This window comes from Streptomyces sp. WAC05292 (genome assembly GCF_003949955.1).
In the GTDB taxonomy this organism is placed as follows: domain Bacteria; phylum Actinomycetota; class Actinomycetes; order Streptomycetales; family Streptomycetaceae; genus Streptomyces; species Streptomyces globosus.
The window spans coordinates 1-15597 of the sequence record NZ_RPSE01000118.1 but is presented as its reverse complement, the minus strand read 5'-3'; the positions used below and the strand labels follow the sequence as shown (position 1 = coordinate 15597).

14 protein-coding genes and 1 pseudogene are annotated in these 15597 nt (G+C 72.0%); 11 read left to right on the top strand and 4 right to left on the bottom strand.

Annotated elements, in window-relative coordinates; genetic code table 11:
- Window positions 1–268, top strand: a pseudogene (locus EF903_RS34730) (hypothetical protein); the annotation flags it as partial.
- On the opposite strand, the gene EF903_RS15385 reads toward EF903_RS34730, so the two are convergent.
- A complete protein-coding gene (locus tag EF903_RS15385; RefSeq protein WP_125543795.1) occupies window positions 269–913 on the bottom strand; it encodes a TetR/AcrR family transcriptional regulator in 645 nt (214 codons plus the stop codon).
- 274 nt (window positions 914–1187) lie between these two features.
- On the opposite strand from EF903_RS15385, the gene EF903_RS15380 reads away from it, so the two are divergent.
- Both EF903_RS15380 and EF903_RS15375 read left to right on the top strand, forming a co-directional pair.
- Window positions 1188–2675, top strand: coding sequence for an MFS transporter (locus tag EF903_RS15380; protein WP_399420922.1), 1488 nt, complete (start codon window positions 1188–1190; stop codon window positions 2673–2675).
- A 189-nt stretch (window positions 2676–2864) separates the two neighbouring features.
- Window positions 2865–3341 carry a peptidase inhibitor family I36 protein gene (locus EF903_RS15375; protein ID WP_125543793.1) on the top strand — a complete coding sequence of 159 codons (477 nt, stop codon included), beginning with the start codon at window positions 2865–2867 and terminating at the stop codon, window positions 3339–3341.
- On the opposite strand, the gene EF903_RS15370 is transcribed toward EF903_RS15375, so the two are convergent.
- Window positions 3322–4140 carry a potassium channel family protein gene (locus EF903_RS15370; RefSeq protein ID WP_125543792.1) on the bottom strand — a complete coding sequence of 273 codons (819 nt, stop codon included), beginning with the start codon at window positions 4138–4140 and terminating at the stop codon, window positions 3322–3324. The two genes, EF903_RS15375 and EF903_RS15370, sit on opposite strands and share 20 nt — an antisense overlap.
- A gap of 144 nt (window positions 4141–4284) precedes the next feature.
- A complete protein-coding gene (gene aceE / locus EF903_RS15365) occupies window positions 4285–7017 on the bottom strand; it encodes a pyruvate dehydrogenase (acetyl-transferring), homodimeric type (protein WP_125543791.1) in 2733 nt (910 codons plus the stop codon).
- Between the two features lie 437 nt (window positions 7018–7454).
- Between aceE and EF903_RS15355 the strand changes: the two genes are divergently transcribed.
- From EF903_RS15355 to EF903_RS15330, 6 genes are all read left to right on the top strand, one after another.
- On the top strand, window positions 7455–7883 hold the full coding sequence (locus EF903_RS15355; protein ID WP_185902675.1) for a DUF3052 domain-containing protein: 429 nt from the start codon (window positions 7455–7457) through the stop codon (window positions 7881–7883).
- A 149-nt stretch (window positions 7884–8032) separates the two neighbouring features.
- Complete coding sequence (locus EF903_RS15350) at window positions 8033–8491, top strand: peroxiredoxin (RefSeq protein ID WP_125543790.1); 459 nt, start codon at window positions 8033–8035, stop codon at window positions 8489–8491.
- Window positions 8492–8660: 169 nt separating this feature from the next.
- The gene (locus tag EF903_RS15345; protein ID WP_125543789.1) at window positions 8661–9236 is read left to right on the top strand and encodes a TerD family protein; all 576 of its coding nucleotides are present in this window, start codon (window positions 8661–8663) and stop codon (window positions 9234–9236) included.
- A gap of 154 nt (window positions 9237–9390) precedes the next feature.
- The gene (locus tag EF903_RS15340) at window positions 9391–9966 is read left to right on the top strand and encodes a TerD family protein (RefSeq protein WP_125543788.1); all 576 of its coding nucleotides are present in this window, start codon (window positions 9391–9393) and stop codon (window positions 9964–9966) included.
- Between the two features lie 26 nt (window positions 9967–9992).
- On the top strand, window positions 9993–11105 hold the full coding sequence (locus EF903_RS15335; RefSeq protein WP_125543787.1) for a DUF475 domain-containing protein: 1113 nt from the start codon (window positions 9993–9995) through the stop codon (window positions 11103–11105).
- Window positions 11106–11270: 165 nt separating this feature from the next.
- Window positions 11271–12005, top strand: coding sequence for a Tellurium resistance (locus EF903_RS15330; protein ID WP_125543786.1), 735 nt, complete (start codon window positions 11271–11273; stop codon window positions 12003–12005).
- Window positions 12006–12084: 79 nt separating this feature from the next.
- On the opposite strand, the gene EF903_RS15325 is transcribed toward EF903_RS15330, so the two are convergent.
- Window positions 12085–12897: a TerD family protein gene (locus EF903_RS15325; protein WP_125543796.1), complete on the bottom strand. Its 813-nt coding sequence runs from the start codon at window positions 12895–12897 to the stop codon at window positions 12085–12087.
- A 194-nt stretch (window positions 12898–13091) separates the two neighbouring features.
- Between EF903_RS15325 and EF903_RS15320 the strand changes: the two genes are divergently transcribed.
- Both EF903_RS15320 and EF903_RS15315 read left to right on the top strand, forming a co-directional pair.
- Window positions 13092–14270, top strand: coding sequence for an HpcH/HpaI aldolase/citrate lyase family protein (locus EF903_RS15320; RefSeq protein WP_125543785.1), 1179 nt, complete (start codon window positions 13092–13094; stop codon window positions 14268–14270).
- A 73-nt stretch (window positions 14271–14343) separates the two neighbouring features.
- On the top strand, window positions 14344–15597 hold a 1254-nt coding region (locus tag EF903_RS15315), incomplete at its 3' end, for a phosphoribosyltransferase family protein (RefSeq protein ID WP_260615371.1).

The window sequence follows — 15597 nt, the reverse complement described above, 5'->3', positions numbered from 1 at the left end:
GGACGGCGGTTCAGCGGCCGGCCGCACGGGCGGCGTCCAGGCGGCGGGCGGCCGCGCCCGCCGTGCGTTCCGCTTTGTGGAGGGCCTGCTCGGCCTGCCGGTGCCGGGAGCGGGCGGCTCCGGCGGCCGCCGCGGCGGCGCCCGCCGGGCCCGCCGCGGCCGCGGCGCCCGCCCGCAGCGCCGCCCCGACACGAGCCCCCGGGCGGGCGGCCCGCTGCCGGACCGCACGGCACTGACCGGCCCTCAGGTTCCGCCGTCCCGTGCCTGATCAGCGCCAGTCGGGCGCCAGAGCTGGGCCGATGTGGTCGAGGTAAGCCTCGGTCAGGTCGCGGATCGCGGTGATGCCGGTGTCGTCGCCCTGTCCCCACAGCCGCCCGGTGACCCTCATCACTCCGGAGAACGCGGCGACGGCGACGCGCGGGCGGGGGTCGGCGTCCACATCCAGGCCCTCACGCTCCGCGATCAGCCGGGCGATCCGCTCCTCGACCTCGGCCGAGCGGCGCAGGTGCGCGGCGAGCAGCGCCGGCGTCGACTCGATGAGCCGGTAGGTGCGCATGTAGAGGTCGACGGGCACCACCTCCGACAGGGCCTCTTCGAGGCTGCTCCAGGAGTCGCGGAGCGCGCCGCGCAGCGCAGTGAGGGGTCCCTCGCCGGCCGGGCGGGCCCGCAGGGCGGCGAGGAAGTGGGAGTCGATGAGGTCCTGCGCGGCGAAGGCGACCTCCTCCTTGTTGGCGAAGTAGCGGAAGAAGGTGCGCTGGGAGACGTCGACGGCGTCGGTGATCTCGTCGACGGTGGTCTGCTCGTACCCCTGCGCGATGAAGAGGAGGAGGGCGGCGCGCAGCAGCGCGTCCCGGGTGCGCTGCTTCTTCCGCTCGCGCAGGCCGGGCGCGGACGCGGGCCGCTCGTCGGTCATCACCGCGGGGAGTCCTTTCCGGGACGGGCCGGCCGCCCCCTGATCTGACGCTGAGTGAGCGGTCAGGGTACCCGTGAGCGACGTGACAGCGACTGCCTCGTTAACCCGTTTGTGAAGTGTCAGTCGCTGTCAATAGTGTGGCGGCATGACTCATCAGAGCACCGTCGACGACCGCGACGACAGCATCCCCGTCAAGGAGCCGGGCGGGGGGCCGGTCGGCAACGCACTGCGCGGCCACCCCTGGCTGACCCTCTTCGCCGTGGCGATCGGCGTCATGATGGTCACCCTGGACGGCACCGTCGTCGCCGTCGCCAACCCCGCGATCCAGCAGGACCTCGGCGCCTCCCTCGCCGACGTCCAGTGGATCACCAACGGCTACCTGCTCGCCCTCGCCGTCTCCCTCATCACCGCCGGCAAGCTCGGCGACCGCTTCGGACACCGGCAGACCTTCCTGATCGGCATCGTCGGCTTCGCCGGGGCGTCCGCCGCGATCGGCCTCTCCACCACCGTCGAGTTCGTGATCGGCTTCCGCGTCGCCCAGGGCGTCTTCGGCGCCCTGCTGATGCCCGCCGCGCTCGGCCTGCTGCGCGCCACCTTCCCCGCCGAGAAGCTCAACATGGCCATCGGCATCTGGGGCATGGTCATCGGCGCCTCGACCGCTGCCGGCCCCATCGTCGGCGGCCTCCTCGTCGAGAACGTCAACTGGCAGTCCGTCTTCTACGTCAACATCCCCGTCGGCGTCATCGCCCTGGCCTTCGGCCTGGTCATCCTGCTCGACCACCGCGCCGAGAACGCCCCGCGCTCCTTCGACGTCCCCGGCATCCTGATGCTGTCGGTCGCGATGTTCTCGCTGATCTGGGCGCTCATCAAGGCCTCCGAGTGGGGCTGGGGCGACCTGTGGACCCTCCTCTTCCTCTTCGTGTCCCTGGCCTTCTTCACCGCCTTCGCCGTGTGGGAGTCCCAGGCGGACGAGCCGCTGATCCCGCTCGGGATGTTCCGCTCGCTGCCGCTGTCCGCGGGCACCGTGCTGATGGTGCTGATGGCGTTCGCCTTCATGGGCGGCCTGTTCTTCGTCACCTTCTACCTGCAGAACGTCCACGGCATGAGCCCCGTCGACAGCGGCCTGCACCTGCTCCCGCTGACCGGCATGATGATCATCGGCTCCCCGCTCGCCGGCGCCGCCATCACCGCTGTCGGCCCGCGCATACCGCTCGTCGCGGGCATGGCCGCGACCGCCGCCGCCTGCTTCGGGATGGCCGGCCTCACCCCCGGCACCGGCACCCTCGAGATGTCGCTCTGGTTCGCCCTCCTCGGCCTGGGCCTCGCCCCCGTCATGGTCGGCGCCACCGAGGTCATCGTCGGCAACGCCCCGCTGGAGCTCTCCGGTGTCGCGGGCGGCCTCCAGCAGGCCGCCATGCAGGTCGGCGGAAGCCTCGGCACCGCCGTCCTCGGCGCCGTCATGGCCGGCACCGTCAGCGACACCTTCGGGGACAAGTGGGCCGCGGCGCAGCTGCCGCCGCTCACCCCCGAGCAGCAGGAGCTCGCCGAGAAGGGCGTCCAGGTCGGCCTCGCCCCCGTCCCCGAGGGCGTCCCCGCGCCGGTCGCCGAGACGATCACCAACGTCGCGCACGACACCTTCGTCTCCGGGATGAGCACGGCATTCACCGCCGCCGGCGTCGTGGCCGTGGCCGCCGCCGTCGTGGCCTGCTTCACCAAGCGCGGGGAGAACGCCGCCGCGGGCGCGGGCGCCGCCCACGTCTGAGCCCGCCCCGCCGCGCGTCAACACCGTGCACCGCACAGCCCCGCCGGACCGCTCCGGCGGGGCTTGCGCCTATCAGGGTGGACCCGGCCGCAGCCCCTTCCGCCCGGCCGTCGCCGCAGGTCAGCGTGGACCCACAGCGCTCCCGGAAGCGGTCCGGGGCGCTCCCGTCCACCAAGGAGCCGATCCGTCATGCGTACGAGTTCACCCGCCGGTGCCGTTTCCGCCGCCGCCACCACCGCCACCGCCCGTACCGCCGCGGCCCGCGCCACCGGCGCCCGTACCGTCACCGCCCTCGCCGCGGCCGCCCTCGCGCTCACCGCGCTCCTGCCCGGCACCGCCCGCGCCGCCCAGACCGGGCCGGCCGCCGGACCGCCGCCCGCCCGGGCGGTGCCGTGCGCCGCGGGCCAGCTCTGCCTCTGGGCCAAGCCCGACTTCAAGGGCACCCGGCACGCGTACGAACTGAGCACCCTCGACATCAACAGCTGCACCGCCCTGCCCGCCGGTGCCAGCGCCCAGTCGCTGGCCAACCGCACCGGGCGGCCGGTGACGACGTACCAGTCCGCCGAGTGCGCCGAGACCGGGGAGTTCCAGACGTATCCCGGCGACGGCGTGCAACTGCCCCAGTCCGGCTACCTCGTACGGGCCTTCAAGGTGTGGGAGCGGTAGCCGCCCGGCCCCCGGGCGCCGGGGCCGCCGCGGGCGCGGGCGCGGGGACCGCGAGGGCGGCCGGCCCGTCCGGGGCGGCCCCGCGCAGCAGGGCCACCTCGGCACGCAGCGCCCGCACCTCCGCGGCCAGGTCGGCGATCGCGGCGGTCTGCTCCCGCTCCACGCGGTCGTCCCGCTCGAAACGGGAGATGAACCAGGCGGCGATGTTCGCGGTGACCACACCCAGCAGCGCGATCCCGGACAGCATCAGGCCCACCGCGAGGAACCGGCCCAGGCCCGTGGTGGGCGCGTGGTCCCCGTACCCGACCGTCGTCATCGTCGTGAAGCTCCACCACACGGCGTCGCCCAGGTTCCTGATGTTGCCGTCGGGGGCGTCCCGCTCCACGCTCAGCACGGCGAGCGAGCCGAACATCAGCAGGCCGACCACCGCACCCGCCACATAGGTGGTCAGCCGGATCTGCGGAGCCATCCTGGCCCGCCGCCCCACCAGGACCAAGGTCGCCACCAGCCGCAGCAGCCGCAGCGGCTGGACCATCGGCAGCGCCACCGCGACCAGGTCGAGCCAGTGGGCGCGCACGAACGACCGCTTGGCCGGCGACAGCCCGAGCCGCACGAGGTAGTCGGCGGCGAAGGCGCCCCACACCAGCCACTCGACCAGCGTGCACGCCCGCTGCACACCCGGCCCCGCGTCCGGGAGGACGATCGGCACGGCGTAGGCGACGGCGAACGCGACGGCGAGGACGAGCAGCGGAGCCTGCGTCCGCCGCTCCCATCGCAGCCGGCGGGAGGCTTCCTTCATACGCAGCATCGTAGGGAACGCCCGGATCCGCCCGAGCCCCCCACCGGACCGGCCCGCGGCACACCCCGCACAAGCCGGCGGGCCGGGGCGCACGCTCCGCACCCCGGCCCGCCGCCGAACTCCTGCCCGCGCCTGCCAGGTCGTCTAGGCGTCGCCGCCCGCCGGGCCCGGGTCGGCCGCCGCCACGTCCAGCAGCCGGTAGCGGTCCACCGCCTGCTTGAGCGCGGACCGGTCGATCCGGCCCTCCTTCGCCAGCTCCGTCAGCACCGCCAGCACCACCGACTCCGCGTCGATGTGGAAGAAGCGGCGCGCCGCACCCCGCGTGTCCGCGAAGCCGAAGCCGTCCGCACCGAGCGAGGTGTACGCACCCGGCACCCACCGGGCGATCTGGTCCGGAACCGCCCGCATCCAGTCCGACACGGCGACGAACGGCCCCTGCGCCCCGGACAGCTTCCGCGTCACGTACGGGACCCGCTGCTCCTCCTCCGGGTGCAGCAGGTTGTGCTCCTCCGCCTCGACGGCGTCGCGGCGCAGCTCGTTCCAGGAGGTCGCCGACCAGACGTCCGCCTTGACGTTCCACTCCTCGGCCAGGATCCGCTGCGCCTCGACCGCCCACGGCACCGCCACGCCCGAGGCCATGATCTGCGCCGGGATCGCGCCGGACGTGCCCGCCGCCACCTTGTGGATGCCCTTGAGGATGCCCTCCACGTCCACGCCGTCCGGTTCGGCCGGGTGCTGGATCGGCTCGTTGTAGACCGTCAGGTAGTAGAAGACGTCCTCGGCTTCGGGGCCGTACATCCGGCGCAGGCCGTCCCGGACGATGTGCGCGATCTCGTACCCGTAGGCCGGGTCGTACGCCACGCACCCCGGGTTGGTCGACGCCAGCAGCTGGGAGTGGCCGTCGGCGTGCTGGAGGCCCTCACCCGTCAGGGTGGTCCGGCCCGCCGTCGCACCGAGCACGAACCCGCGCGCCAGCTGGTCGGCCATCTGCCAGAACTGGTCGCCCGTGCGCTGGAAGCCGAACATCGAGTAGAAGACGTACACCGGGATCAGCGGCTCGCCGTGCGTCGCGTACGCCGAGCCGGCCGCGATCAGCGAGGCCGTGCAGCCCGCCTCCGAGATGCCGTCGTGCAGCATCTGCCCGGTCGGGGACTCCTTGTACGCCAGCAGCAGCTCGCGGTCGACGGACTCGTACTGCTGCCCCAGCGGGTTGTAGATCTTGGCGCTCGGGAAGAACGAGTCCATGCCGAAGGTGCGGTACTCGTCCGGCGCGATCAGCACGAAGCGCCGGCCGATCTCCTTGTCCCGCATCAGGTCCTTCAGCAGGCGCACGAAGGCCATCGTCGTCGCGATCGACTGCTGGCCGGAGCCCTTCCTGACCGCCGCGTATGCCTTGTCGTCCGGCAGCTCCAGCGGACGCGCCCGCACCACCCGCGTCGGGACGTAGCCGCCCAGCGCCTTGCGGCGGTCGTGCATGTACTGGATCTCCGGCGAGTTGCGGCCGGGGTGGTAGTACGGCGGGGCGCCGCTCTCCAGCTGCGCGTCGGTGATCGGGATGTGCAGGCGGTCGCGGAAGCGCTTGAGGTCGTCGACCGTCAGCTTCTTCATCTGGTGCGTGGCGTTGCGGCCCTCGAAGTTCGGGCCGAGGGTCCAGCCCTTGACCGTCTTGGCCAGGATCACCGTCGGCTGGCCCTTGTGGGCGCGGGCCGCCGCGTACGCCGCGTAGATCTTCCGGTGGTCGTGGCCGCCGCGGCCCAGGTGGAGGATCTGGTCGTCGGACATGTCCGCGACCATCGCCCGCAGCCGCTGGTCGTCGCCGAAGAAGTGCTCGCGGATGTACGCGCCGGTCTCCGTGGCGTACGTCTGGAACTGCCCGTCCGGCGTGGAGTTCATCTTGTTGACGAGGATGCCGTCGCGGTCCTGCGCCAGCAGCGGGTCCCAGGAGCGGTCCCAGATCAGCTTGATGACGTTCCAGCCAGCCCCGCGGAAGATCGACTCCAGCTCCTGGATGACCTTGCCGTTGCCGCGGACCGGGCCGTCGAGCCGCTGGAGGTTGCAGTTGACGACGAACGTCAGGTTGTCCAGGCCCTCGCGCGCCGCCAGCGAGAGCTGGCCCAGCGACTCCGGCTCGTCCATCTCGCCGTCGCCGAGGTACGCCCAGACGTGTGACCTGGAGGTGTCCGCGATCCCGCGCGCCTCCATGTACCGGTTCATCCGGGCCTGGTAGATCGCCCCGATCGGGCCGAGGCCCATCGAGACCGTCGGGAACTCCCAGAAGTCCGGCATCAGCCGCGGGTGCGGGTAACTGGACAGCCCGTACGGGGCCTTCGACTTCTCCTGGCGGAACGCGTCGAGCTGCTGCTCGGAGAGCCGGTCGAGCAGGTAGGCGCGGGCGTAGACGCCCGGGGAGGCGTGGCCCTGGAAGAAGATCTGGTCGCCGCCGTCGCCCTCGTCCTTGCCGCGGAAGAAGTGGTTGAAGCCGACGTCGTAGAGGGAGGCCGAGGAGGCGAAGGTGGCGATGTGGCCGCCCACGCCGATGCCGGGCCGCTGGGCGCGCGAGACCATGACGGCCGCGTTCCAGCGGGTGGCGTTCAGGACCTTGCGCTCGATCTCCTCGTTGCCGGGGAAGAACGGCTCGTCCTTGGTGGCGATCGTGTTGACGTAGTCGGAGCTGCGCATCTCGGGCACGGCCACGCGCCGCTCGCGGGCCCGCTCGATCAGCCGCAGCATCAGGTAGCGGGCGCGTTCGCGACCGCGTTCGTCCACGGCGGCGTCGAGGGAGTCGAGCCACTCCTGCGTCTCCTCCGGATCGAAGTCCGGTACCTGGCTCGGCAGGCCGCCAATGATGATCGGATTGCGATCGGATGCGGAAGCCACGCTGTTCCTTCGCTGTCAGGGGAGTCGTGCCTTGGTTTCGCCGCCTCCCATGGTCTTACGCTCGGTCGGAATCGTCATCTCTACCACTGGGTAATCCCTGGAGTCCCGGGGATTGCCGAAGACGTGCCGCGAGGGGCTCCCGCCGGAGCCCCCGCCTCCGCGGCCGCCGGCAAGCGGTTCGCAAGGGCGTTCGCCCCTCAAACAGGTGGGAAAGTCAGCGTGTGATGCCGAATGAGCCGGAATGGTGTGGGATGAATCACCACAGGGACACGCGGGAAGGCTGAAAGTTGCGGCGAGACGGCCGCAATCGTCACCGTTTCGACGGTCTCCGCGGCCGGGTACTTGCGCGATCCGCCGCGCCCGTGTGGACTACGCCCAATGCTGCGCGCACGCGCGCGGCCCGAAGACATTCACCGAACATGAGCAGGAGGCACCCCGTGAGCGCGACCGCGGACCACGCGGAGAGCCTGGCCGCCCGGCTGGGTTTCCAGTCCGAACAGGTGGTCCAGGAGATCGGCTACGACGACGACGTCGATCAGGAGTTCCGCGAAGAGGTCGAGGAACTGATCGGCAACGACCTCGTCGACGAGGACTACGACGACGTGGCCGATGCGGTGCTGCTGTGGTTCCGCGACGAGGACGGCGACCTGACCGACGCCCTCGTCGACGCCACCGAGCTGGTCGAGGACGCCGCGCTGATCCTGCTGCTGACCCCGAAGACGGGCCGCCCCGGCTACGTCGAGGCCAGCGACATCAGCGAGGCCGCCGAGACGGCCGGCCTGTCGCAGACGCGGCCCGTCAGCGTCGGCAAGGAGTGGGCCGCCAGCAAGCTGGTGACCCCGAAGGCCGCCAAGTCCAAGCGCTGAGCCACGCGCCGCAGCCAGCGGAGACACACCCCGCCGACCCTGTCGGCGGGGTGTGTGCGTTCCGGACGGGCCCCCTTCGGCGACGGCACATTAGGCTTGGGCCACCCGAACAGCCCAGAGCGGGGTGCGGGAACGAAGGGATGCGACAGATGGCCATCGAGGTCGGCAACAAGGCTCCGGACTTCGAGCTCAAGGACAACCACGGCGCCACGGTGCGGCTCTCCGACTTCCGCGGGGAGAAGGCCGTCGTGCTGCTCTTCTACCCGTTCGCCTTCACCGGCGTCTGCACCGGCGAGCTGTGCGAGCTCCGCGACCAGCTGCCCCGCTTCCAGAACGACGACGTCCAGCTCCTGGCCGTCTCCAACGACTCCGTGCCGACCCTGCGCGTCTTCGCCGAGCAGGAGGGCCTCGACTACCCGCTGCTCTCCGACTTCTGGCCGCACGGCGAGACCTCCCGCGCCTACGGCGTCTTCGACGAGGACAAGGGCTGCGCGCTGCGCGGCACCTTCATCATCGACAAGGACGGCGTCGTGCGCTGGACCGTCGTCAACGGCCTGCCCGACGCGCGTGACCTGAACGAGTACATCAAGGCCCTCGACAGCCTCTGATCCGGCCCCGGGGCTCCCGGCGGCCGGGTTCCGCGTGAAACCTCGTCCGGGTGGGAACCGGTCACTAGGATCGACACGTTGATCGGGTAGCCCTGCCGGCCCGCCGCCGGGAGGGTCCATCGCACGACAGGGGCACCGACCCCGCACTCATGAACCCATTGGAGGACCCGTGGGAGTCAGCCTCAGCAAGGGCGGCAACGTCTCGCTGACCAAGGCCGCACCGAACCTGACGGCCGTGCTCGTCGGTCTGGGCTGGGATGCCCGCACCACCACCGGTGTCGACTTCGACCTCGACGCCAGCGCGATCCTGACCAACGACCAGGGCAAGGTCGCCAGCGACGCCAACTTCGTGTTCTTCAACAACCTGAAGAGCCCGGACGGCTCCGTCGAGCACACCGGCGACAACCTCACCGGCGAGGGCGAAGGCGACGACGAGGCGATCAAGGTGAACCTGGCGGCCGTCCCGGCCGACGTCGCCAAGATCGTCTTCCCGGTGTCGATCTACGAGGCGGAGAGCCGCCAGCAGAGCTTCGGCCAGGTCCGCAACGCCTACATCCGCGTCGTGAACCAGGCCGACAACACCGAGCTCGCCCGCTACGACCTCTCCGAGGACGCCTCGACCGAGACGGCCATGGTCTTCGGCGAGCTCTACCGCAACGGCGCGGAGTGGAAGTTCCGCGCCATCGGCCAGGGCTACGCCTCGGGCCTGCGCGGCATCGCGCAGGACTTCGGCGTCAACGTCTGAGCCCCGGGCTGCCGGCCCGCCGGCAGTCCCACCCGTCCGGCGTCGTGCACACCGCGTGTACGGCGCCGGACGCGCTTGGCACCGATCCACCGCCGGCCCGCCGGAGCACCCCGGGGGCGCCGCGACCACCACGTCGTCCGGGGAGGACTTCAACATGGGCGTCACACTCGCCAAGGGGGGCAACGTCTCCCTGTCCAAGGCCGCACCGAACCTCACCCGGGTCCTGGTCGGTCTGGGCTGGGACGCGCGCTCGACGACAGGGGCCGACTTCGACCTCGACGCCAGCGCGCTGCTGTGCCGCGACGGCCGGGTCCTGGGGGACCGGTACTTCGTCTTCTACAACAACCTCAAGAGCCCCGAGGGCTCCGTCGAGCACACCGGCGACAACCTCACCGGCGAGGGCGACGGCGACGACGAGTCGATCCTCGTCGACCTGACCAAGGTCCCGGCCGAGGTCGACAAGATCGTCTTCCCGGTGTCGATCCACGAGGCGGACGCCCGCCGCCAGACGTTCGGCCAGGTCACCAACGCCTTCATCCGCGTCGTGAACGACTCCGACGGCCAGGAGCTCGCGCGCTACGACCTCACCGAGGACGCCTCCGACGAAACCGCGATGATCTTCGGAGAGGTCTACCGGTACGGGGGTGAGTGGAAGTTCAGGGCGGTGGGTCAGGGGTACGCATCGGGCCTCAGGGGCATCGCTCTAGACTTCGGGGTCAACGTTTCGTAAAAGCCGTACAAGATCATGGGGTGCCAGTGGTTCTGAAAACCTTCGGCTGGTCGTTCGCCATCACGGCGCTCGGCCTTGCCTTCGCCGCTTGGCAGTGGGGGTGGGAGGCGTTCGGGGTCGTACTGATCCTGTCGATCCTCGAGATCTCGCTGTCCTTCGACAATGCGGTCGTCAACGCCGGAATCCTGAAGAAGATGAATGCCTTCTGGCAGAAGATCTTCCTCACCATCGGCATCCTGATCGCGGTCTTCGGCATGCGGCTGGTGTTCCCCGTGGCCATCGTCGCGATCAGCGCCAAGGTCGGCCCGATCGAGGCGGTCGAGCTCGCCCTCGAAAACCCGGCGCAGTACGAGGCGCTCGTCACCGACGCCCACCCGGCGATCGCCGCGTTCGGCGGAATGTTCCTGTTGATGATCTTCCTCGACTTCATCTTCGAGGAGCGCGAGCACAAGTGGCTGGCCTGGCTGGAGCGGCCCCTGGCCAAGCTCGGCAAGGTCGACATGCTCTCGGTGTGCGTCGCCCTGATCGCCCTCCTGGTCTCGGCGATGACCTTCGCGACGAACGCCCACACCAGCGCCGGCCACGCGGACAAGTCCGCCACCGTGCTGCTCGCCGGCGTCGCCGGCCTGATCACTTACCTCATCGTCGGCGGCCTGTCCTCCTACTTCGAGAACAAGCTGGAAGAGGAAGAGGAGCGCGAGCACGAGGAGGAGGAGAAGGCCAAGGCCGCGGGCAAGCCCGTCTCCGCCGTCGGCCTCGCCGGCAAGGCCGCGTTCTTCCTCTTCCTCTACCTCGAAGTCCTGGACGCGTCCTTCTCCTTCGACGGCGTCATCGGCGCCTTCGCCATCACCAACCACATCTTCTGGATGGCGCTCGGCCTCGGCATCGGCGCCATGTACGTCCGTTCGCTGACGGTCTACCTGGTCCGCCAGGGCACCCTCGACGACTACGTCTACCTGGAGCACGGCGCCCACTACGCGATCGGCGCCCTCGCCGTCATCCTGCTCGTCACCATCGAGCACGAGATCAGCGAGCTCATCACCGGCACCATCGGCGTCATCCTGATCGCCGCCTCCTTCTGGTCCTCGGTCCGCCGCAACAAGCGGATGCAGCTGGAGGGCGCCACCGTCGACGCATGACCGCGGCGGTAATGCGGAACGCTCAACTGCGGGGCGGCCCGCCGGGTCCACGGACCCGGCGGGCCGCCCCGTCCGCGTGACCGCGCCCCCGCGCGGGCGGCGCGGACACGACCGCACGAGACCGAGGGGATCAGGGGATCCCGGAAACAGAGGGGGGACCGGGGGATGGGATTTTTCGACGGGATCAGGGGGAGTCGGGCCCTCGACTTCGACGCGGGCGGCCCCGCGTCGGCGATCGAGCTGACCCGGAGGCGCCCGACGGTGTCGCTGACCAAGCAGGGCGCGGTCCACGGCAATCTGCGCGTGAACCTCTCCTGGCGGATGCGCTCCTCCGACATCGGCGGCCGCGGCGGCCTCGGCGCCGGGCTCCTGAGGCACCCGTTCAGGCTGTTCAAGCCGGACATGGTGCAGGCGCACACGCAGGGCGTGGTCAACGTCGACCTCGACCTCGGCTGCCTGTACGAGCTCGCCGACGGCACCCGGGGCGTCGTCCAGCCCCTCGGCAACCTGCTCGGCGACCTCAACGACCCGCCGTACGTGAAGCTCAGCGGCGACGACCGGTTCGGGGCGCCCTCCGGGGAGACCGTCTACGTCAACCTCGACCACGCCGACGACATCAAGCGGCTGCTCGTGTTCGTCTACATCTACGACCAGACGCCCGCCTTCGACCGGACGAACGCCCTGGTCACCCTCTACCCGGGCACCGGGCCGCGGATCGAGATCCCGCTGGACGAGCGGCAGCCGGAGGCCCGCTCCTGCGCGGTCGTCTCGATCGAGCACGTCAAGGGCGAGCTGATCGTCCGCCGCGAGGTGAAGTTCGTGTACGGCTTCCAGTCCGAGCTGGACCGGCTCTACGGGTGGGGGCTGCAGTGGGGGCGCGGCTACAAGAGCAAGGCCTGACCGGCCCGCGGGGCGCCGGGCCGGACGCGCCGACCGGAGGAGGCGCCTGCCGGAGCGGGCGCCGCCCCGGCGGGCGGCGTCAGCGGCGCATGAACTGCGGGCCCTGCACCGGCAGCCGGAACGCCGGGTCGGCGCCCGGCCCGGGGGACACCGGCTGCGGGTACCCGTACGCGGGCGGCGCGGCGGGCGGCGCCTGCGTCGGCGGGGCCGGCTGCTGCGGCAGCGGAGTCGGCGGCGCCATCGCGGCCGTCCGGTCCGGGTCGGGGGCACCCGCCCCCGCGGCGGCACCGGCGGCACCGGCGGCACCGGCCGCCGCGGACGCGCCGCCCGCGGCGGCCTCGGCGGCGCTCTCGTCGACCGAGATCCCGTGGTCCGTCGCCAGTCCCACCAGGCCGTCCGAATAGCCCTCGCCCAGGGCGCGGAACTTCCACGCATCGCCCCGCCGGTACAGCTCGCCGCAGATCAGGGCCGTCTCCGCGCCCGTCTCGGGCCGCACGTCGAAGTAGGCCACCGGCTCGCCGCCGCCGCTCGCCGCGGCGTCGTACAGCAGGATCCGCAGGTCGCGGACCCGCTCGAAGGGCACGTCCTCGGCGGAGGCGACCACCAGGACCCGGTCCACCGCGGACGGCACGGCCCGCAGGTCCGCCTGCACGGCGTCCGTGACCGCATCACCGATCTGCTTCTTGCCCAGGCGCCACACCGCCCCCGAGGGGTGGCGGGGCTGGTTGTAGAAGACGAAGTCCTCGTCCGACCGCACCCGGCCGTCCGGGCCCACCAGCAGGGCGGAGGCGTCCACGTCCGGGACGTCGGCGCCGCCGGTCCAGCGCAGCACCGCCCGGACCGCCACCGAGGTCACCGGGATGTTCGAGCCCTTCTGCATCGCGTGCGTCATGCCGGTCATCCTGCCCTCCCGGGGCCGCGCGGAACAACGCGGCCCCCCGCAGCGCCCGTGTCCCCGCCGAAACGGGTGGGCATCGTGGAAGAGGGTTACCTGAACTTCATGTGCTGGAGGAACTCTGGGCTGACGTTCATACGTACTATTACCGGCCACGCCAATCGGGCCGCCGAGCCAGCACGGGAGAGCACATGCGTCACTTTGGGCACGTATCGCCCGCGGTTCGCGAGAACCTCTTCCACCAGGAGCCGGCCGAGTTCACCGCCGCCTCCCCCGCCCGCCTGCTCGCCGCCGCCCTCGGCGCCACCCTCTACAGCCCGGCCACCCGCCCCAAGCTCGCCGCCGACATCCGCAAGCAGGCCGGCCGCGGCGTCGTCTCCATGGTCCTCTGCCTGGAGGATTCCATCAGCGACGGCGACGTCGCCGACGCCGAGGACAACCTCGTCCGCCAGTTCGCCGACCTCGACGCCCTCGGCGCCGCGGACGGCACCGAGCCGCCGCTGCTCTTCATCCGCGTCCGCACCCCCGAGCAGATCCCCGACCTCGCCCGCCGCCTCGGCCCCTCCGCGCACCACCTGGCCGGATTCGTACTGCCCAAGTTCACCGAGAGTCGCGGCGCGGCCTTCCTCGACGCCGTCGCCGAAGCCGAGCAGCAGACCGGGCTCCCCCGGCTGTACGCGATGCCCGTCCTGGAAACCCCCGACCTCCTCCATCTCGAAACCCGCGCCGAAGCCCTCGCGGGCGTCTCCCGCACCGTCGGACGCCACCGTGACCGCGTCCTCGCGCTGCGCCTCGGCGTCACCGACTTCTGCTCCGCGTACGGGCTGCGCCGCACCCCCGACATGACCGCGTACGACATCCAGATCGTCGCCGGGGTCATCGCCGACGTCGTCAACGTCCTCAGCCGCGCCGACGGCACCGGCTTCACCGTCACCGGCCCCGTCTGGGAGTACTTCCGCCGCCAGCAGCGCCTCTTCAAGCCGCAGCTGCGCCGCAGCCCCTTCCTGGAGGAAGGCGTCGAGGAACTGCGCACCGCCCTCATCGAACACGACCTGGACGGCCTGCTCCGCGAGATCGAACTCGACCGCGCCAACGGCCTCCTCGGCAAGACCTGCATCCACCCCGCCCACACCACCCCCGTGCACGCCCTGTCCGTCGTCTCCCACGAGGAGTTCAGCGACGCCCAGGACATCCTGCGCCCCGAGCGCGGCGGCGGCGGCGTCATGCGCTCCGCGTACACGAACAAGATGAACGAGGTGAAGCCCCACCGGGCCTGGGCCGAGCGCACCCTGCAGCGCGCCGAGGCCTTCGGGGTGGCGAAGGAGAACGTCGGCTTCGTCGACCTGCTCACCGCCGGACTCCAGGTGTGAGCCGGCCGTGGCGGACGGACGGGCGGAACCGGCGCGCGCAACGGGCGCGCACCGGCAGGCAAGGCCGGCGGCATTGACCGCCCCGGCCACGGAGAAGGGCAAGACGATCGACGCGGTGTGGTCGGGAACCTGGGTGGCGGACCGGCTGGGCGTACGCCTGGAAGGAGCCTCCGGCGACCCCGGGGCGCCACGGCTGGACGAACTCCTGGGCCTCGCCCTGCGACGCAATCCCAAGCGGGCCCACCTGCTCGTCTCCAACGTCCTCGGCAAGCACGTCCCCCAGTCCCCGCAGGCCGTCTACACCGCCGGCCACGGCCTCGGCGAGCGCGTCCGCGCCCTCCTCGACGCCTCCGGCGAGGACCCCGCCACCGCGGTCGTCCTCGGCTACGCCGAAACCGCCACCGGGCTCGGCCACTGCGTCGCCGACGGCCTCGGCGCCGCCCCCTACCTGCACTCCACCCGCCGCCCCGTACCCGGCCTGGCCGCGGCCGGCGGATTCGAGGAGAGCCACTCCCACGCCACCTCGCACCTGCTGCTGCCCGAGGACCCGCAGCTGCTCTCCGGCAGCGGGCCGCTCGTCCTCGTCGACGACGAGTTCTCCACCGGCAACACGGTCCTCAACACCATCCGCGACCTGCACTCCCGCAACCCGCGCACCCACTACGTCGTCGTCGCCCTCGTCGACGTCCGCTCCCCGGCCGACCGCGAGCGCCTCGCCGCGTTCGCCGCCGAGATCGGCGCCCGCGTGGACCTGCTGGCCCTCGCCTCCGGGACGGTGCACCTGCCCGAAGGGGTGCTGGCGCGCGGGCAGGCGCTCGTCGCGGAGTACGAGCAGCGGGGCGCGGCCGCGGCGCGGGGCGCGGCTGCGGGTGCTGCGGGAGGTGTGGCTGCGGGTGCGGCTGCGGGTCTGGCCTGCGAGGCCGGTGCGGCCGGAGCCGCCGCCTCCCGCCCGGGCCCCGGGGCCGCCGTACGCATCCGCCTCGACTGGCCCGCCGCCCTGCCCGACGGCGGCCGCCACGGCTTCACCCCCGCCCACCGCGCCCTGCTGGAGGCGTCCCTGCCGCGGCTCGCCGGGCAGCTCGCCGACGCCCTCGGCCCCGAACCCGGCCGCGTCCTCGTCCTCGGCAGCGAGGAGCTCATGTACGCGCCGCTGCGCCTCGCCCGCGCCCTGGAGGAGTCCGGCGCCGCCCCCGAGGTCCGCTTCTCCACCACGACCCGCTCGCCCGTCCTCGCCGTCGACGACCCCGGCTACGCGATCCGCACCCGGCTCGTCTTCCCCGCCCACGACACCCCCGCCGACGGGCCGGGCGACCGCTACGCCTACAAC